The organism is Streptomyces sp. NPDC004051, assembly GCF_053604275.1.
In genome coordinates this window covers 84,402-102,837 of record NZ_JBSGHG010000025.1, presented here as the reverse complement: position 1 = coordinate 102,837, position 18,436 = coordinate 84,402, and the positions used below count along the sequence as shown (strand labels likewise).

Genomic DNA, 18,436 nt, shown 5'->3' with positions numbered 1-18,436 from the left:
CAAGGTCGTAGCTCATGCCCCGGAGACTTCCACATCGCACCGACACCCACCTGGCCGGTCGACGACACGAGCCTCAGCCATAAGAAACGACGTCTAAAGGGCTCTCCGAACCAACCGGCCCTGTGACCTGGGGCGATCAGGCGCGGAGCACAAAGGGCCGGGAGAGGACGGTGACGGTGACGGAGAGGGCGGCCAGGACGGTGATCGTGGGGCCGGGGCCGAGGTACAGGGCGAGGCCTCCGGCAAGCGCGGCTCCGATGCCCTGCCAGGTCATCCGGCCGGCGGACTCCACGCCCTGGACCTGGCCGCGGACCGGGTCGGGGGTCAGCGCGAGGAGCTGTTCCTGGAGCGGCAGGGTGGCGGCGAACCCGGCACCGGCCACGAACACCGCTGCCGCCGCCACCATCGTGGGCGGGTGGGCGGCGAACAGCAGGTACGGCACGGCGAGCAGCAGCCGCAGGGCGAACGCGCAGCGGCGTCGCCGGTCGGCGGTGAGCAGTCGCCCGACCGTCAGGTCTCCGAGGAGCATGCCGGCCGAGCTCGCGGCCAGGAGGAGACCGGCCTGCTCCGGGTCGTAGGAGAGGAACAGCGCCTCGCAGCCGACGATCAGGCCGTTGGGAACCCACAGGTTCAGCAGCAGCGCACGCCTGCCGGGGTGGGAGAAGAGTTCGACGTTGGTCGTCCAGGTCCGGCGCAGTCCGGGGCGGGGGTCGGGACGCCCCGGATCGGCCGGGCGGCGGGTCGAGTGCTCCCGGACGGTCGTCGCCACGGCGACCAGCCCGAGTCCGGTCAGGACGGCGGCGACGGCGAAGACCTCGTGCGGGCTCAGGTGGCGCAGCAGGAGGGCGCCGACGGCGAAGCCGAGAACGGCCGTGCCGCCCGAGGTGATGTTCATCAGCGACCGCGCGAGCACGTACGTGGAGGCCGGTACGACTTCGGCGAGCAGCCCCATCCGTGCTCCGGCGCCGAGGGACTGGAAGAACCCCAGCACCAGGAGGAGCCCGAACCGGGCGGCCAGTGGCAGCCCCGGAACCGCCTGCGCCGCGACGCCCGCCAGGGAGACGCACTGGAGCGTGACGAGGGTTCGGCGAGGACGCTTCCCGTCCGCGGCCGACATCAGCGTCAGTGCGCCGAGCACCGTGGCGAACGTGGCGCCGTACATGCTCACGGCCGTCAGGAACGGGGACCCGGTCCGGTCGTCGACCAGCGTGCCGAGTGCGAAGCCGGACAGGGTGCTCGCGGCGACCGTCAGCGTGAAGCTGACGTACAGGCCGGTGAACTCACGGTTGCGGAGCAGGGCGCGGTAGCCGGTGGCGGGAGGCGCGGTGGAGGAAGGTGCGGTGGAGGGGGAAGTGGGTGCGGACGTGTCGTCGGAGGGCATGAAAAAAGCCTCCGGACGCACCCACTGGGGGAGCTCCGGAGGCCAACTCGCATATTTTAGCAGGGGTTTCGGACGGCGGTCGCTCAATCCAGGTGGGTCGGGGCGAACATGCGCAGGAGGGCCGGGAGGACGACCACCGAGGGGCCGGGGGTGGCCAGGGCCTGTGTCAGGTCGTGCTCCAGGGTTTCGGGGGTGGTGCGGACGGCCGGGACGGCGAAGGACTCGGCGAGGGCGACGTAGTCCGGGCGGGTCAGTTCCGTGGCCGTGGGCTCGCCGAAGGTGTCGGTCATGTACTCGCGCAGGATGCCGTAGCCGCCGTCGTCGACGATCAGCCAGGTGACGTCGAGGTCGTACTGGCGGGCGGTGGCCAGTTCGGCGAGGGAGTACAGGGCGCCGCCGTCCCCGGAGACCGCCAGGACCGGGCGGGTGGGGTCGGCGACCGCGGCGCCGAGGGCGGCCGGGAAGCCGTAGCCGAGGCCGCCGGCGCCCTGGGCGGAGTGCAGGTGGTTGGGGCCCTTGGCGTCGAAGGCGGACCAGGCCCAGTAGGCCAGGATCGTCATGTCCCAGAAGGAGGGCGAGGTGGCGGGCAGGGCGCGGCGGACCGCTGTCAACACCTGCTGTTCCAGGGTCAGCTCCTGAGCGCCGATGCGGTCGGCGACCTTCGACAGCAGGGTGCGGACGCGTTCCGGTGCCGTGGTGTCCTCGCGTGGTTCCGCCGTCTCCAGCAGGGCCTGGAGGGCGAGGCGGGCGTCCGCGTGGATGCCGAGCGCCGGGTGGTTGGACTCCAGCTTGCCGAGGTCGGCCTCGATCTGGACGATCCGGCCGCGGGGCGTGAACGTGTGGTAATTGGAGGAGAGTTCGCCCAGTCCGGAGCCCACCACCAGGAGGACGTCGGCGTCCTCCAGGAAGTCCGTCGTGTGGCGGTCCTCCAGCCAGGACTGGAGGGACAGCGGGTGGGTCCAGGGGAAGGCGCCCTTGCCGCCGGGGGTGGTGACCACGGGGGCCTGGATCAGCTCGGCGAGCTGCCGCAGCTTGCCGGAGGCGTCCGCGCGGACCACTCCCCCGCCCGCGATGATCGCCGGGCGAGTGGCGTTCGACAGCAAGTGGGCTGCCACCGCTGTCAGTTCGGGGCGCGGGGGCAGCTCGTCGGGGGTGGCGTCCATGGCCGTCACCTGCGGCAGGGCGGTCTGTACGAGCAGGACGTCCTGCGGGATCTCCACCCACACCGGGCCGTGCGGCACCGTCAGGGCCGACTTCCAGGCCTCGGTGATCGCCGACGGGATCTGGGACGCGGTCCGCACCGTGTGGACGGACTTGACCACGCCCCGGAACGAAGCCGACTGGTCGGGCAGTTCGTGCAGGTAGCCGTGGCGGCCGCCGCCCAGCCCGGCCGTCGGGATCTGGCTGCTGATCGCCAGGACGGGGGCGGAGGCGGCGGCCGCTTCCTGGAGCGCGGGCAGCGAGGTCAGCGCACCCGGCCCGGTCGAGAGCAGCAGGGGCGCCGCCTCGCCGGTGATCCGGCCGTACGCGTCCGCCGCGAAACCGGCGTTGTTCTCCACCCGCAGGCCGACGTACCTCAGGTCGGAGCGGCGCAGGGCGTCGAACATGCCGAGGGCGTGCTGGCCGGGCAGGCCGAAGACGGTGGTCGCGCCGAGCCCGGCCAGGGTCTCCACGACCAGGTCGCCGCCGTTGCGGCCGGGGGGAGGGTTGAGCGCGGCCTCCGTCTGGGCCGGCGTCGGGCGCAGCACCAGGTCGTGGTCGTGGGTCACTTGGCCGTGCCCTCCTTGTCGGTGTTGCCGGTGTTGCCGGTCTTGCGGGTCTTGTCAGCGCTGTCGGCGCGCGCCGCGGCGATCTGGCGGGACATGATCGTGGTCAGCTCGTACGCCGTGTGGGAGGCGGCGATCGAGGTGATCTCGGCGTGGTCGTAGGCGGGGGCCACCTCGACGAGGTCCGCCGAGACCAGGTTGCAGGAGGCCAGTCCGCGCAGGATCTCCAGGAGTTCGCGGGAGGTCAGTCCGCCGGCCTCGGGGGTGCCGGTGCCGGGGGCGTGGGCCGGGTCCAGGCAGTCGATGTCGATGGAGATGTACAGCGGGCGGTCGCCGATGCGCTGGCGGAGCTGGTCGGCGACCTCGTCGGCGCCCCGGCGGTAGACGTCCGCGGAGGTGACGATGCCGAAGCCCATCTTCTCGTCGTCGGTGAGGTCCTGCTTGCCGTAGAGCGGGCCGCGGATGCCGACGTGGGAGAGGGCGGAGGTGTCGAGGATGCCCTCCTCCACGGCCCGGCGGAACGGGGTGCCGTGCGTGTACTCGGCGCCGAAGTAGGTGTCCCAGGTGTCCAGGTGGGCGTCGAAGTGGAGCAGGGCGACCGGGCCGTGCTTCTTGGCGACCGAGCGGAGCAGCGGCAGGGCGATGGTGTGGTCGCCGCCCAGGGTCATCAGGCGGGCGCCGGTGCCGAGGAGGTCGTCGGCGGCGGCCTCGACGGTCTCCACGGCCTCGTTGATGTTGAACGGGTTGACGGCTATGTCGCCGCCGTCCGCGACCTGGGCGAGGGCGAAGGGGGAGGCGTCCTGCGCGGGGTTGTAGGGGCGCAGCAGCCGGGACGCCTCGCGGATGGCGTTGCCGCCGAAGCGGGCGCCCGGCCGGTAGGAGACGCCCGAGTCGAACGGCACGCCCACCACGGCGACGTCGGTGCGGCCGACCTCGTCCAGGCGGGGCAGCCGGGCGAAGGTCGCGGGGCCCGCGTACCGGGGGACGCGGGAGGAGTCGACGGGCCCGCGGGGCGTCTCGTTGCTGCTCATGGGGACTGCCTTCTTTCCTACGTTTCGTCGCGTATGTACCTGCCTGCCCTGTGACTCTACTGGGAGACAGTGACCTCTTCGGACACGGGTTCGGGGGTGCGGCCGGCCAGGCGTTCCCGCCAGGCGGCGAGGACGGCCTCGTCGGTGGGCCTGGTCGCCAGGGAGACGACGACGTAGACCGCGAGCGAGGACAACAGGCCGTAGAGGATGGGCTCGTTGGCCAGGATTCCGTAGGTCGCCATCAGGCCGATGACCGCGAGACCGCCGACGGTGACGGAGGCGAGGGCGCCCTGCGCGGTGCCGCGCTTCCACAGCAGTCCGCCGAGGATGGGCACCAGGAGGCCGCCGACGAGCAGGTTGTACGCCACGGTGAGCGCCTCGACGACGTTGTTCAGCGCGATCGCCGTGCCGATCACGGCGAGGCCCATGAGGAGGATGAAGGCGCGGTTGCCCTTGACCTCGTCGCGGTCGGTGCCCGAGCCCGCGGTGAGCCCGCGCAGCCGCGCCCAGATGTCGTTGTTGGCGACGGTGGCGCAGGCGATCAGCGCGCCGGAGGAGGTCGACATCACGGCGGCGAGCGCGGCGGCCAGCACCAGTCCGCGCACTCCCATGGGGAGTTCGTTCTTGACGATGGTGGCGAAGGCGTCGTCGGCGCTGCCGAGGTCGGGGTAGAGCACCTTGGCCGCGGTGCCGATGACGGCGCCGGCGAGGGCGTAGGCGAGGCAGTAGGTGCCGGCCACGGTGCCGCCCCACTTGGCGGTGCTGTCGCTGCGGGCGGTGAACACGCGCTGCCAGATGTCCTGGCCGATCAGCATGCCGAACGTGTAGATCAGCACATAGGTGAAGATGGTCTCGCCGCCGATGCCCAGCGGGTCGAAGTACCCGGTGGGCAGCTGCGCCTTCATCTCGCTGAAGCCGCCCGCCTTGACCACCGCGATCGGCAGCAGCAGGAGCAGCACACCGATCGTCTTGACGACGAACTGCACCATGTCGGTCAGGGTGATCGACCACATGCCGCCCAGCGTCGAGTAGGCGACCACGACGGAACCGCCGAGGATGATCGCGAGGGTGCGGTTCATGTCGAACAGGACGTCGAAGATCGTGGCGTAGGCGATGGTCGAGGTGACCGCGAGCATCAGGGTGTACGCCCACATGACGACGCCGGAGATGACGCCGGCCCGGCCGCCGTAGCGCAGGTCGAGCATCTCGGAGACGGTGTAGACCTTCAGGCGGGCGATGCGGGCGGAGAAGAAGACGGAGAGGGCCAGCAGGCCGAGGCCGATGGCGAAGACCATCCAGGCGCCGGAGAGGCCGTGCTTGTAGCCGAGGCCCACGCCTCCGATGGTGGAGGCGCCGCCGAGGACGATGGCGGCCATCGTGCCCGAGTACATGGTGGGGCCCAGGCGGCGGCCCGCCACCAGGAACTCGCTCTTGGACTTGGCACGGCGCATGCCCCACCAGCCCATGGCCAGCATGGCGGCCATGTAGAAGACGATGACCAGGTAGTCGACGGCCATGTCGGCCTCCTTCGCGCACTGTCGTCAGGGTGTCGTGCAGCTGGAAGTTGTCCGGTGGCTCGTCGCGGGATGCGGCGGGGTCCGTCGCGGGGGACGTCCGCCGCACCCGAGGGCTGCCGGTCGGACCCGACACTAGGTGGCTGGAAAGCGACTGCGAAGTGTACGTTTCATCCATTCGGAACGAACGGGCTGGAGGAAACGTCCACCATGTCGGATCCCGTGGTCCCGCCCACTCCCCCGGTGCCCCTGGACGCCCTCCTGGCGCGGGAGGATCTGGGACTGCGCCGGGTCGCCGGACCGTCGGGCCCGGACATCGTGGTGCGCTGGGTGCACACCTCGGAGATGGCGGACCCGTACCCGTACCTGCTGGGCGGGGAGCTGCTGCTGTCGGCGGGCGTGCACATCCCGGACGGGGCGGGCCCGGGGTACTTCGACGCGTACGCCTCCCGGATCGTGGCGGCGGGCGGGGTGGCCCTGGGCTTCGGTCTGGCGCCGGTGCACGACACGGTGCCGGAGGCACTGGCCGCCGCCTGCGAGCTCCACGGGCTGCCGCTGCTGGAGGTGCCGCCGCGGACCACGTTCTCCGGGGTGGCCCGCGCGGTGTGGCAGCTGATGGCGCAGGCCCGGCTGGCGGAGCTGCGCCGGGTGACGGAGGCCCACCAGAGCCTCGCGTCCGCCGCCGCCCGCCCGAACCCGGTGCCGGCCGTGCTGCACCAGCTCTCCCGCCGGCTGGGCGGCCGGGCCGTGCTGTTCGGCCCGGAGGGCACGGAGCTCGCCGCGGCCGGCCGTGACCAGGGCGCGGAGACCGGCGCGGCGCTGGCGCGGCTGGCCCGGGTGGTACGGCCGGCGGGTACCGGCCACCGGCCGGCCCCGGCACCCGGCGACGGCCCCGGCCGCCCCGCGCCCACCTCCGCCGCCGACACGCTCGCCGGGGTCCGGCTGACCGCGTACGCGCTCGGCGCCGGTCACGGGTTCGTGCTCGGCGTCGCGGCTCCGCGGTCGGACTCCGGGGACCACACCATCGCGTCCGTGGCCGCCGTCCTGCTCGCGCTGCTCACCGGTGAGCAGCAGAGCGGTACCGGCGCGGCCCGCTCCGCCGCGCTCGTACGGCTGCTGCTGGGGGGCGAGCCGGAGGAGGTGGCGCCGCTGCTCGGCGGGGAGCGGTGGCGGGTCGTGCACGCACGGCCGGACGCACAGACCCCGGCCACACGGACCCCGGGCACACAGACTCCGGACGCACAGGCCCCCGACGCCCTGGCGGCCTCCGCGCTCGGCGCCGCGCTCGGGTCGGCGCTGGTGGATCCGGCGGGCGGGGTCGTGCGGGTGCTCGTCCCCGCCGGGCGGGAGCTCCGGGCGCAGCCGGGCTGGACCCTGGGGGTCAGCGCCGCCGTCGGCCCGCGGGAGTGGCCCGCGGGCGACACCCAGGCGGCCCGCGCCCTGGCCCGCGCCCGCGCCACCCGGACCCCGCTGGTCACGCACGGCGCCCGCCCCGCGCTGGACGACCTGGTCGCCCCGGCGGACGCGGACGCCCACGCCCGCCTGCTGCTCGCCCCCGTCGAAGGCACCCCCGCCCTCGTGGAGACCCTGCGCACCTGGCTCTCCCTGCACGGCAGTTGGGACCGCACCGCGGTGGCCCTGGCCGTGCACCGCAACACCGTGCGGCAGCGGATCGCCCGGTGCGCGGCCCTGCTGGAGACGGACCTGGACGACCCGGACGTACGGATGGAGCTGTGGTTCGCCCTGCGCCGCACCTGAGTACCCGGCACCACCGCCCCGGGCCGGGCCCGCTGAGTATCCGTACGGAGGCGCTCCGAGTAGGGGACGCACGTCCCAGGAGGCGACATGCCGGGGGACGCCCACAGGGCGCTGCCCCACAATGGGGGCATGCCGATACCCGGGACCCCCAGCCGCGCCGAACTCCTCCTCCACCTCACCGCCACGCGCATCGCGGGCGAGGTCGCCACCCCGCGCGAGAACAACCTCTCCCACTACCGCAAGCTGGCGAACGGCGACCGCCACTTCTGGCTCGGCCTGGAGCTCGGCGACCGCTGGAACGACGAGCAGGACGTGCTGGCGGTGATGGCGGAACGGGTCGGGGTCAGCGACGACCCCGAGCACCGGTACGGCCAGGACACCATCGACCCGGAACTGACCGTGGCCGCCCTGGAGCGGATGGCGGGACGGCTGCGCAAGGCGGCGGACGGGCGGCAGCGGGTGCTGTTCGCCACCGGCCACCCCGGCGGCCTGCTCGACGTGCACCGGGCCACGGCCGCCGCGCTGCGGGCCGCCGGCTGCGAGATCGTGGTGATCCCGGACGGGCTGGCCACGGAGGAGGGGTACGTGATGCAGTTCGCGGACGTGGCGGTGCTGGAGCACGGTGCCACGCTGTGGCACACCCACTCCGGCGAGCCGATGCGGGCCATCCTCACCGCCCTGGAGCGGGAGGGCCGCCCGCTGCCCGACCTGGTCGTCGCCGACCACGGCTGGGCGGGGTACGCGGGACAGCACGGCGTCGACTCCGTCGGCTACGCCGACTGCAACGACCCGGCGCTGTTCCTCGCGGAGGCGGAGGGCACCGTCCAGGTGACGGTGCCCCTCGACGACCACGTGGTCAGCCCCCGCCACTACGACCCGATGACGGCGTACCTGCTGGCGGAGGCGGGGCTGGACCGGAACGCCCGCTGATCACCGCGGGACGCGGACCACGCCCTCCTGGATGACCGAGATCGCGAGGCGGCCGTCCTGGGTGTATATGCCGGCCTGGCCGAGGCCCCGGCCGCCGTGCGCCGACGGGGAGTGCTGGTCGTACAGCAGCCACTCGTCGGCGCGGAACGGGCGGTGGAACCACATGGCGTGGTCGAGGGAGGCCCCGACCACGTCGCCCACCGCCCAGCCGCCCCGGCCGTGGGCGAGCAGCACCGAGTCCAGGAGCGTCATGTCGGAGACGTACGTGGCGAGGACGACGTGCAGCAGCGGGTCGTCGGTCAGTTTGCCGTTGGTGCGGAACCACACCTGGGAGTGGGGTTCGCGGGGCTCGCCGAAGCGGCCGTAGGGCGGCTCGTCGACGTAGCGCAGGTCGACCGCGGCGCCGGCCTCCAGGAAGCGCTCGACGAGGTCGGGGTCGAGATGGCCGTAGCCGCGGAGCCGTTCCTCGGAGGTGGGCAGCGTGGCCGGGTCCGGCGCGGGCGGCATCGGATCCTGGTGGTCCAGGCCCTCCTCGTACGTCTGGAAGGACGCGGAGAGGTGGAAGATCGGATTGCCGTGCTGGACCGCGACGACCCGTCGGGTGGTGAAGGAGCGGCCGTCGCGGATCCGGTCGACGGTGTAGACGATGGGCGCGCCGGGGTCGCCGGGGCGCAGGAAGTACGCGTGCAGGGAGTGCGCGGGCCGGTCGGCGGGGACGGTCCGCCCGGCGGCGACCAGGGCCTGCGCGGCGACCTGCCCGCCGAAGACGCGGGGGACGACGACGGAGCGGGACCGGCCGCGGAAGATGTTCTCCTCGATCTGCTCGAGGTCGAGCAGATCGAGGAGTTCCTGTAGTGCCTGACTCATGGGGTCAGTTGTATACGTCGGGGATTCCGGGTGTTCTACAGACCCATGTCCTTGGCGATGATCGACTTCATGATCTCGCTGGTGCCGCCGTAGATGCGGTTGACGCGGTTGTCCGCGTACAGGCGGGCTATCGGGTACTCGTTCATGTAGCCGTAGCCGCCGTGCAGCTGGAGGCAGCGGTCGATGACGCGGTGCGCGACCTCGGTGCAGAACAGCTTGGCGGAGGCGGCCTCGGCGGGGGTCAGCTCACCGGCGTCCAGGGCCTCCGTGGCGCGGTCGGCGACCGCCTCGGCGGCGTCCACCTCGGCCTGGCAGGCGGCCAGTTCGAACTTGGTGTTCTGGAAGTGGGCGACCGGCTTGCCGAAGACGGTGCGCTCCTGCACGTACTGCTTGGCGAACCGGACGGCCGCCTTGGCCTGCGCGTAGGCGCCGAAGGCGATGCCCCAGCGCTCGGAGGCCAGGTTGTGGCCGAGGTAGGAGAAGCCCTTGTTCTCCTCGCCGAGCAGGTCCTCGACCGGCACCTTGACGTCGACGAACGCCAGCTCGGCGGTGTCGGATGTGCGCAGGCCCAGCTTGTCCAGCTTGCGGCCGACGGAGTAGCCCTCGGACTTGGTGTCGACGGCGAAGAGGGAGATGCCGAAGCGGCGGTCCTCGGCGGTCGGGGCGGAGGTGCGGGCGCAGACGATGACCTTGTCGGCGTGGACGCCGCCGGTGATGAAGGTCTTGGCGCCGTTGAGGACGTAGTGGGTGCCGTCCTCGCTCAGCTTGGCGGTGGTCTTCATGCCCGCGAGGTCGGAGCCGGTGCCCGGCTCGGTCATCGCGATGGCCCACATCTCCTCGCCGGTGACGAACTTCGGCAGGAAACGCTTCTTCTGCTCGTCGGTGGCGAGCATCTTGATGTAGGGCAGGGCGAGCAGCACGTGCACGCCGGAGCCGCCGAACTGGACGCCCGCGCGCGCGGTCTCCTCGTAGAGGACGGCCTCGAACTTGTAGCTCTCCATGCCCGCGCCGCCGAACTCCTCGGGGACGTTGATGCCGAAGATGCCCAGCTCGCCGAGCTTGTAGTAGAAGTCGCGGGGCGCCTGGCCCGCCGCGAACCACTCGTCGTAGACCGGGACGACCTCGGCCTCGATGAAGTCGCGGATGGTCTCCCGGAAAGCCTCGTGGTCCTCGTTGAACACCGTACGGCGCACCGCCGCCACCCTTTCTTGCGCCTAAGCCGGCGCCGCTCTCGCGTATGGGGTTGCTCGCCGTGTGGGTTCCTCAATCGATGGTTGCGGCCCCATATGGCTAAGCGCTTGCTCAGACGATAAAGATACCGGCGGGTAGCCGCAGCCGTCCAGAGCGGAGGCCCCGTAACGCTCGTCACTCCGCCGGAGCCCTCAGGGGACCCGCCGGAGCCCTCAGGGGGCGCCCGCCGCCGCGAAGGCGCCGCGGGCCATCCGGTGCAGCAGGACGGCCGTGGTGGCGCGGCCGGGCAGGGCGCCGGGGCGGCCGAGGTGCGGGGTGGAGTTGAGCAGGCCGAACACCGAGTGCACGGCCGAGCGGGCGGCCGGTTCGGCCAGCTCCGGGTAGAGCTCGCGCACCACCCCGACCCACAGCTCGACGTACTGCCGCTGCAGCTGCCGCACCAGTTTGCGGTCGGTGTCCCGCAGGCGGTCCAGCTCGCGGTCGTGCAGGGTGATGAGGGGGCGGTCGTCGAGCGCGAAGTCGATGTGGCCCTCGATCAGCGAGTCCAGGACCGCCGCGGGATCCGCCCCGTCGGCCCCGGTGGCCCCGCCGCCCCCGCCGACCTCGCCGACTTCCTGGAGTCGCCGCTTCGCACCGGTCAGCAGCCGGCCGCTGATCCCCACCAGCAGTTCCGCGAGCATCGCGTCCTTGCCCGGGAAGTGCCGGTACAGGCCGGGCCCGCTGATGCCGACCGCGGCGCCTATCTCGTCGACCCCGACGCCGTGGAACCCGCGCTCGGCGAAGAGCCGCGCAGCCTCCTTGAGGATCTGCTCGCGGCGGGTCGGGGCGTCGGTCCTGGTGGTCATGGAGACGATTCTAGACAGCGAGGGTTAGCGGTCGTTAACCTGAGGGGAACGCGTTAACGCTCATTAACCAGTGAGGGGACCGCAGGATGCACGAGGCACCGGAGCTTCACAGCGCGGCAGATCCCGCGTCGGAGTCCTTTCGGGCCAACGAGGAGGCGCACCGCGTCCTCGTCGAGGAGCTGCGCGCCAAGCTGGCCGCGGCCGCGCTCGGCGGCGGCGAGCGGGCGCGGGCCAGGCACACGGCGCGCGGGAAGCTGCTCCCGCGCGAGCGCGTGGACACGCTCCTCGACCCCGGCTCGCCCTTCCTGGAGCTGGCCCCGCTGGCGGCCGACGGGATGTACGAGGGGCAGGCCCCGGCGGCCGGTGTGATCGCCGGGATCGGGCGGGTCGGCGGGCGCGAGTGCGTGGTCGTCGCCAACGACGCGACCGTCAAGGGCGGCACCTACTACCCGATGACGGTGAAGAAGCACCTGCGCGCGCAGGAGGTGGCCCTGGACAACCGGCTCCCCTGCGTCTACCTGGTGGACTCGGGCGGCGCCTTCCTGCCGATGCAGGACGAGGTGTTCCCGGACCGGGACCACTTCGGGCGGATCTTCTACAACCAGGCCCGGATGTCCGGCGCCGGCATCCCGCAGATCGCGGCCGTGCTCGGCTCCTGCACGGCGGGCGGGGCGTACGTCCCGGCGATGAGCGACGAGGCGGTGATCGTCCGCGGCCAGGGCACCATCTTCCTCGGCGGCCCGCCCCTGGTGAAGGCGGCCACCGGCGAGGTGGTCACGGCGGAGGAGCTGGGCGGCGGCGAGGTCCACTCGCGGGTGTCGGGCGTCACCGACCACCTCGCCGAGGACGACGCGCACGCGCTCAGGATCGTCCGCACCATCGTCTCCACGCTCCCCGCGCGGGGCGGGTTCCCCTGGCGGGTGGAGCAGGCCGTCGAGCCCAAGGTGGACCCGGCGGGGTTGTACGGCGCGGTGCCGGTGGACCCCCGCACGCCCTACGACGTCCGCGAGATCATCGCGCGGGTCGTGGACGGCTCCCGGTTCGCCGAGTTCAAGTCGGAGTTCGGGCAGACCCTGGTCACCGGCTTCGCCCGGATCCACGGCCACCCGGTGGGGATCGTCGCCAACAACGGCATCCTGTTCTCCGAGTCCGCCCAGAAGGGCGCCCACTTCATCGAGCTGTGCGACCAGCGCGGCATCCCGCTGGTCTTCCTGCAGAACATCTCCGGCTTCATGGTCGGCAAGGACTACGAGGCGGGCGGCATCGCCAAGCACGGCGCCAAGATGGTGACGGCGGTGGCCTGCACCCGTGTGCCGAAGCTGACGGTGGTGGTCGGCGGGTCGTACGGGGCGGGCAACTACTCGATGTGCGGCCGGGCGTACTCGCCCCGCTTCCTGTGGATGTGGCCGGGCGCCAAGATCTCGGTGATGGGCGGCGAGCAGGCCGCCTCCGTCCTCGCCACCGTCAAGCGGGACCAGCTGGAGGCGCGCGGGGAGAGCTGGCCGGCCGAGGACGAGGACGCCTTCAAGGCCCCGATCCGCGCGCAGTACGAGCACCAGGGGAACGCCTACTACGCGACGGCCCGCCTCTGGGACGACGGCGTGATCGACCCGCTGGAGACCCGGCAGGTCCTGGGCCTGGCCCTGACCGCGTGCGCCAACGCGCCCCTGGGTGACCCCCAGTTCGGCGTCTTCCGGATGTGAGGGGACCCCTGACGATGACTGACCAGACGACCGACCACACGACCGACCACGTGACCGATCAGATGTTCGAGACGGTGCTGGTGGCCAACCGGGGCGAGATCGCCGTCCGGGTCATCCGCACCCTGCGGTCGATGGGCGTGCGCTCGGTGGCCGTGTACTCCGACGCGGACGCCGACGCCCGGCACGTCCGGGAGGCCGACACGGCGGTCCGGATCGGACCGGCGGCCGCCGCGGAGAGCTACCTGTCGGTGGAGCGGCTGCTGGCGGCCGCCGCCCGCACCGGCGCCCGGGCGGTCCACCCCGGGTACGGGTTCCTCGCCGAGAACGCGGGGTTCGCGCGCGCCTGCGAGGAGGCGGGGCTGGCCTTCATCGGGCCGGGCGCCGACGCGATCGCCCTGATGGGCGACAAGATCCGCGCGAAGGAGACGGTGCGGGCGGCCGGGGTCCCGGTGGTCCCGGGTTCGAGCGGCAGCGGCCTCACCGACGAGCAGCTCGCCGAGGCCGCCCGCGGGATCGGCATGCCGGTGCTGCTGAAGCCGTCGGCGGGCGGTGGCGGCAAGGGCATGCGGCTGGTGCGGGACGCCGCGGTGCTGGCCGACGAGATCGCCGCCGCGCGGCGCGAGGCCCGTGCCTCCTTCGGCGACGACACGCTGCTGGTCGAGCGGTGGATCGACCGCCCCCGGCACATCGAGATCCAGGTGCTGGCCGACGGCCACGGGAACGTCGTCCACCTGGGCGAGCGCGAGTGCTCCCTCCAGCGCCGCCACCAGAAGATCATCGAGGAGGCGCCCAGTGTGCTCCTCGACGAGGCGACCCGGGCCGCGATGGGCGAGGCGGCCGTGCAGGCGGCCCGCTCCTGCGGCTACCGGGGTGCGGGCACGGTGGAGTTCATCGTCCCGGGCAACGACCCGGCCTCGTACTACTTCATGGAGATGAACACCCGCCTCCAGGTGGAGCACCCGGTCACCGAGCTGATCACAGGGCTGGACCTGGTGGAGTGGCAGCTGCGGGTGGCGGCGGGCGAGCGGCTGGCGTTCGGGCAGGAGGACGTGCGGCTCACCGGGCACGCGGTGGAGGCCCGCATCTGCGCGGAAGACCCCGCGCGCGGCTTCCTCCCCTCCGGCGGCACGGTGCTGGACCTGCGCGAACCGCAGGGCGGGGGCGTCCGCACGGACTCCGGCCTCACCGAGGGCACGGAGGTCGGCAGCCTCTACGACCCGATGCTGTCCAAGGTGATCGCGTACGGTCCCGACCGCGCGACCGCGCTGCGCAGGCTCCGGGCGGCGCTGGCTCAGACGGTGACGCTGGGCGTGCAGACCAACGCCGGGTTCCTGCGGCGGCTGCTCGCGCACCCGGCGGTGGTGTCGGGCGAGTTGGACACGGGACTGGTCGAGCGCGAGGTGGACGGTCTCGTGGCGGACGAGGTGCCCGCGGAGACGTACGCGGCGGCGGCGCTGCTGCGCCAGGCCGCGCTCGCGCCCGCCGGCGGGTCCGGCTGGGCCGATCCGTTCGCCGCCGCCGACGGCTGGCGCATGGGCGGTGAGCGGGCGTGGACGGCGCACCACCTGTGCGTGCCGGGCCGCGACCCGGTGACCGTGCGCGTGCGCAGCACCCCGGACGGAGGCACGGAACTGCTGCTGCCGGGGACGGACACGCCGCTGCGGGGGTCCGGGGTCGTGCCCCCGCGGCCGGGGGGCGGGCACCGGTTCACGTTCCTGCTCGACGGCGTCGCCCACACCTTCGCCGCCCTGCCGGACGGCACCTGGCTCGGCCGGGACGGCGACGCCTGGCACGTGCGCGACCACGACCCGGTGGCCGCGTCCCTCACCCGGGCGGGCCAGGCGGGCGCCGACTCGCTGACCGCGCCGATGCCCGGCACGGTGACAGTGGTGAAGGTCGCCGTCGGCGACGAGGTGAGCGCGGGCCAGAGCCTGCTGGTGGTGGAGGCGATGAAGATGGAGCACGTCGTCTCCGCCCCGCACGCCGGCACGGTCACCGAACTGGACGTGGCCCCGGGCACGACGGTCGCGATGGACCAGGTGCTGGCGGTCATCGCGCCCGCGGAGACAGCCGCGGAGACGCCCGCGGGGTCCCCTGCGGAGCCCTCCGCGCAGAAGGAGACGGCATGAACGCCCCGGAACCGGCCCTGCCCATGGTCGTACCGGCCGAGGGGCTGCCCGCCCGCGTGCGGATCCACGAGGTCGGCGCGCGCGACGGACTGCAGAACGAGAAGGCGACCGTCCCGGCGGTGGTGAAGGCGGAGTTCATCCGCCGCCTGGCCGGCACGGGCCTGACCACGATCGAGGCGACGAGCTTCGTCCACCCGGAGTGGGTGCCCCAGCTGGCGGACGCCGAGGAGCTGTTCCCGGCGGTCGCCGACCTGCCGGTGTCGCTGCCGGTGCTGGTGCCGAACGAGCGGGGTCTCGACCGCGCGCTGGCGCTGGGCGCCCGCCGGGTGGCGGTGTTCGCCAGTGCCACGGAGTCCTTCGCCCGGGCCAACCTCAACCGCACGGTGGACGAGGCGCTGGCGATGTTCGAGCCGGTGGTGGGCCGGGCGAAGGCCGAGGGCGTCCACGTCCGCGGCTATCTGTCGATGTGCTTCGGCGACCCCTGGGAGGGCGCCGTCCCCGTCCCGCAGGTGGTGCGGGTCTGCCGGGCCCTGCTCGACATGGGCTGCGACGAACTGAGCCTGGGCGACACCATCGGGGTGGCCACCCCGGGCCATGTGACGGCCCTGCTCACCGCGCTCGCCGGAGCGGACGTCCCCGTGTCCGCCCTGGGCGTCCACTTCCACGACACCTACGGCCAGGCCCTGTCCAACACCCTGGCCGCGCTCCAGCGGGGCGTCACCACCGTCGACGCCTCCGCCGGCGGGCTGGGCGGCTGCCCGTACGCGAAGTCCGCCACCGGCAACCTCGCCACCGAAGACCTCGTATGGATGCTGCGGGGTCTCGGCATCGAGACCGGCGTCGATCTCGGCCGTCTGGTCGCCACAAGCGTCTGGATGGCCGCCCACCTGGGCCGGCAGAGCCCGTCCCGCACCGTCCGAGCCCTCTCCCACCAGGAGTCGTGAACGACCATGGACCACAAGCTCTCCCCCGAACTGGAAGAACTCCGGCGCACGGTCGAGGAGTTCGCGCACGATGTCGTCGCGCCGAAGATCGGCGACTTCTACGAGCGGCACGAGTTCCCGTACGAGATCGTCCGGGAGATGGGCCGCATGGGCCTGTTCGGCCTGCCCTTCCCGGAGGAGTACGGCGGGATGGGTGGCGACTACCTGGCACTGGGCCTGGTCCTGGAGGAACTGGCCCGGGTGGACTCGTCGGTGGCGATCACGCTCGAGGCCGGTGTCTCGCTGGGCGCGATGCCGATCCACCTCTTCGGCACCGAGGAGCAGAAGCGCGCGTGGCTGCCCCGGCTGTGCTCGGGCGAGATCCTGGGCGCGTTCGGGCTGACGGAGCCGGACGGCGGCAGTGACGCGGGCGCGACCCGTACGACGGCCCGCCTGGACGAGGCGACGGACGAGTGGGTGATCAACGGCACCAAGTGCTTCATCACCAACTCGGGCACGGACATCACGGGCCTGGTCACGGTCACCGCGGTCACCGGGCGCAAGCCGGACGGCACACCGCTGATCTCGGCGATCATCGTCCCCTCGGGCACCCCGGGCCTCACGGTGGCGGCCCCGTACTCCAAGGTCGGCTGGAACGCCTCGGACACCCGGGAGCTGTCCTTCGCCGACGTCCGCGTCCCGGCGGCGAACCTGCTGGGCGAAGAGGGCCGGGGCTACGCCCAGTTCCTGCGCATCCTCGACGAGGGCCGGATCGCCATCGCGGCGCTGGGCACGGGTCTGGCGCAGGGCTGCGTGGACGAGTCGGTGAAGTACGCCGGGGAGCGGCACGCGTTCGGCCGTCCGATCGGCGCCAACCAGGCCATCCAGTTCAAGATCGCCGACATGGAGATGAAGGCCCACACGGCCCGCCTGGCGTGGCGGGACGCGGCGAGCCGCCTGGTGGCCGGCGAGCCCTTCAAGAAGGAGGCGGCAGTGGCCAAGCTGTACTCCTCCACGGTCGCCGTGGACAACGCCCGCGACGCCACCCAGATCCACGGCGGCTACGGCTTCATGAACGAGTATCCGGTGGCCCGGATGTGGCGCGACTCCAAGATCCTGGAGATCGGCGAGGGCACGAGCGAGGTCCAGCGCATGCTGATCGCCCGGGAGTTGGGGCTGGCGGCGGGCTGACGGAGCGGGGCGGGCGGCCCGCACCCCTGGACAAACTCTGAGGTTAGGCTAACCTAAGCCTGGCTCCAGCCAGGGGTCCGCGGGCCCGCCCGCAACCGCCTGCTCCGCACGCACGAAAGCAGACCCAGTCATGTCGAACGCCAGAACCGCCCGCTTCTCCCGTCGCGGCCTGCTCGCCGCCGGTGGCGCTCTCGGACTCGGTGCCGCGCTCGCGGCCTGCGGCGGCGGGGAGACCAAGAGCGGCGGCTCGGACGCGCCGGGGTCCGCCGAGCCCAAGTCCGGCCCCTGGTCCTTCGAGGACGACCGCGGCACCACCGTGAAGCTGGACAAGGTCCCCGCGAACATCGTCGCGTTCACCGGCGTCGCCGCGGCCCTGTACGACTACGGCGTCCAGGTCAAGGGCGTCTTCGGCCCGACGAAGACCAAGGACGGCAAGGCCGACGTCCAGGCCGGCGACATGGACATCAGCAAGGTGACCGTCCTGGGCAACGTCTGGGACCAGTTCAACGTCGAAAAGTACGCCACCCTCGCCCCCGAGGTGCTCCTCTCCACCACCTTCGACGACGCGGGCACCCTCTGGTACGTCCCCGAGGCGTCCAAGGACAAGATCGCCAAGCTCGCGCCGAGCGTCGCCGTCTCCGTCTACGACCGCCAGTTGACCGCGCCGCTCGAGCGCATGTGGGAGCTGGCCGAGTCGCTGGGCGGCGACATGAAGGCCGCCGCGGTCGTCGACGCGAAGAAGCGCTTCGAGGCGGCGTCCGAGCGGCTGCGCAAGGCCGCGAAGGCCCACCCCGACATCAAGGTGATGGCCGGTTCGGCGAGCGCGGAGCTGTTCTACGTCTCCGGCACGGATCTCTCCGCCGACCTGGAGTACTTCAAGGCGCTCGGGGTGAACTTCGTCGAGCCGACCGAGGAGGCCAAGAAGCCGACCGGCGGCTGGTTCGAGAGCCTCAGCTGGGAGAACGTCGACAAGCACAAGGCCGACGTCATCATGATGGACGACCGCAGCTCGGCCATCCAGCCCGCCGACATCACCGAGGCGACCTGGAAGAAGCTCCCCGCGGTCAAGGCCGGCCAGGTCATCGCGCGTTCCGCCGAGCCGATCCTGTCCTACGACAAGTGCACCCCGCTGCTCGACAACCTGGCCGAGGCCATCGAGAAGGCGAAGAAGGTCAGCTGACCGCCCCTGCCTGAACCCTCCCCCGGG

Annotated in this window: 14 protein-coding genes; 7 read left to right on the top strand and 7 right to left on the bottom strand. The window is 72.5% G+C overall.

The genetic code is table 11. The annotated features are described in order from the left end of the window. Positions 1–136 precede the first annotated feature (136 nt). The 4 genes from ACWEQO_RS23960 to ACWEQO_RS23945 form a co-directional block, all read right to left on the bottom strand. Positions 137–1,381 carry an MFS transporter gene (locus tag ACWEQO_RS23960; RefSeq protein WP_452985160.1) on the bottom strand — a complete coding sequence of 415 codons (1,245 nt, stop codon included), beginning with the start codon at positions 1,379–1,381 and terminating at the stop codon, positions 137–139. A gap of 83 nt (positions 1,382–1,464) precedes the next feature. Continuing rightward, positions 1,465–3,150 (bottom strand): thiamine pyrophosphate-binding protein, encoded by a 1,686-nt coding sequence (locus ACWEQO_RS23955; RefSeq protein WP_452985159.1) that lies wholly within the window; start codon positions 3,148–3,150, stop codon positions 1,465–1,467. Continuing rightward, complete coding sequence (speB, locus tag ACWEQO_RS23950) at positions 3,147–4,178, bottom strand: agmatinase (protein ID WP_452985158.1); 1,032 nt, start codon at positions 4,176–4,178, stop codon at positions 3,147–3,149. The genes ACWEQO_RS23955 and speB overlap by 4 nt, the downstream gene beginning before the upstream one ends. 56 nt (positions 4,179–4,234) lie before the next feature. Continuing rightward, a complete protein-coding gene (locus ACWEQO_RS23945) occupies positions 4,235–5,695 on the bottom strand; it encodes a sodium:solute symporter (RefSeq protein ID WP_452985157.1) in 1,461 nt (486 codons plus the stop codon). Positions 5,696–5,902: 207 nt separating this feature from the next. Here ACWEQO_RS23945 and ACWEQO_RS23940 point away from each other — a divergent pair, with 207 nt between their 5' ends. Next, positions 5,903–7,450, top strand: coding sequence for a PucR family transcriptional regulator ligand-binding domain-containing protein (locus ACWEQO_RS23940; RefSeq protein ID WP_452985156.1), 1,548 nt, complete (start codon positions 5,903–5,905; stop codon positions 7,448–7,450). Between the two features lie 129 nt (positions 7,451–7,579). Continuing rightward, a complete protein-coding gene (locus tag ACWEQO_RS23935; RefSeq protein ID WP_361449416.1) occupies positions 7,580–8,380 on the top strand; it encodes a phosphatase in 801 nt (266 codons plus the stop codon). Here the strand turns inward: ACWEQO_RS23935 and ACWEQO_RS23930 are convergent, their stop codons facing one another. The 3 genes from ACWEQO_RS23930 to ACWEQO_RS23920 form a co-directional block, all read right to left on the bottom strand. Continuing rightward, positions 8,381–9,247, bottom strand: coding sequence for an acyl-CoA thioesterase (locus ACWEQO_RS23930; RefSeq protein ID WP_452985155.1), 867 nt, complete (start codon positions 9,245–9,247; stop codon positions 8,381–8,383). Positions 9,248–9,282: 35 nt separating this feature from the next. Then, positions 9,283–10,440: an acyl-CoA dehydrogenase family protein gene (locus ACWEQO_RS23925; RefSeq protein WP_361449410.1), complete on the bottom strand. Its 1,158-nt coding sequence runs from the start codon at positions 10,438–10,440 to the stop codon at positions 9,283–9,285. 210 nt (positions 10,441–10,650) lie between these two features. After that, complete coding sequence (locus ACWEQO_RS23920) at positions 10,651–11,283, bottom strand: SACE_7040 family transcriptional regulator (RefSeq protein WP_452985154.1); 633 nt, start codon at positions 11,281–11,283, stop codon at positions 10,651–10,653. An 86-nt stretch (positions 11,284–11,369) separates the two neighbouring features. Between ACWEQO_RS23920 and ACWEQO_RS23915 the strand changes: the two genes are divergently transcribed. From ACWEQO_RS23915 to ACWEQO_RS23895, 5 genes are all read left to right on the top strand, one after another. Continuing rightward, entirely contained in the window at positions 11,370–12,986 is a 1,617-nt protein-coding gene (locus ACWEQO_RS23915; protein WP_452985153.1) for a carboxyl transferase domain-containing protein, read from the top strand. A gap of 62 nt (positions 12,987–13,048) precedes the next feature. Further along, the gene (locus ACWEQO_RS23910; RefSeq protein ID WP_452985167.1) at positions 13,049–15,115 is read left to right on the top strand and encodes an acetyl/propionyl/methylcrotonyl-CoA carboxylase subunit alpha; all 2,067 of its coding nucleotides are present in this window, start codon (positions 13,049–13,051) and stop codon (positions 15,113–15,115) included. Continuing rightward, entirely contained in the window at positions 15,112–16,059 is a 948-nt protein-coding gene (locus ACWEQO_RS23905; RefSeq protein WP_452985152.1) for a hydroxymethylglutaryl-CoA lyase, read from the top strand. The genes ACWEQO_RS23910 and ACWEQO_RS23905 overlap by 4 nt, the downstream gene beginning before the upstream one ends. A 6-nt stretch (positions 16,060–16,065) precedes the next feature. Further along, the gene (locus ACWEQO_RS23900; RefSeq protein WP_452985151.1) at positions 16,066–17,229 is read left to right on the top strand and encodes an acyl-CoA dehydrogenase family protein; all 1,164 of its coding nucleotides are present in this window, start codon (positions 16,066–16,068) and stop codon (positions 17,227–17,229) included. A 130-nt stretch (positions 17,230–17,359) separates the two neighbouring features. Further along, positions 17,360–18,409, top strand: a complete 1,050-nt coding sequence (locus tag ACWEQO_RS23895; RefSeq protein ID WP_452985150.1) for an ABC transporter substrate-binding protein — start codon at positions 17,360–17,362, stop codon at positions 18,407–18,409. Positions 18,410–18,436 lie beyond the last annotated feature (27 nt).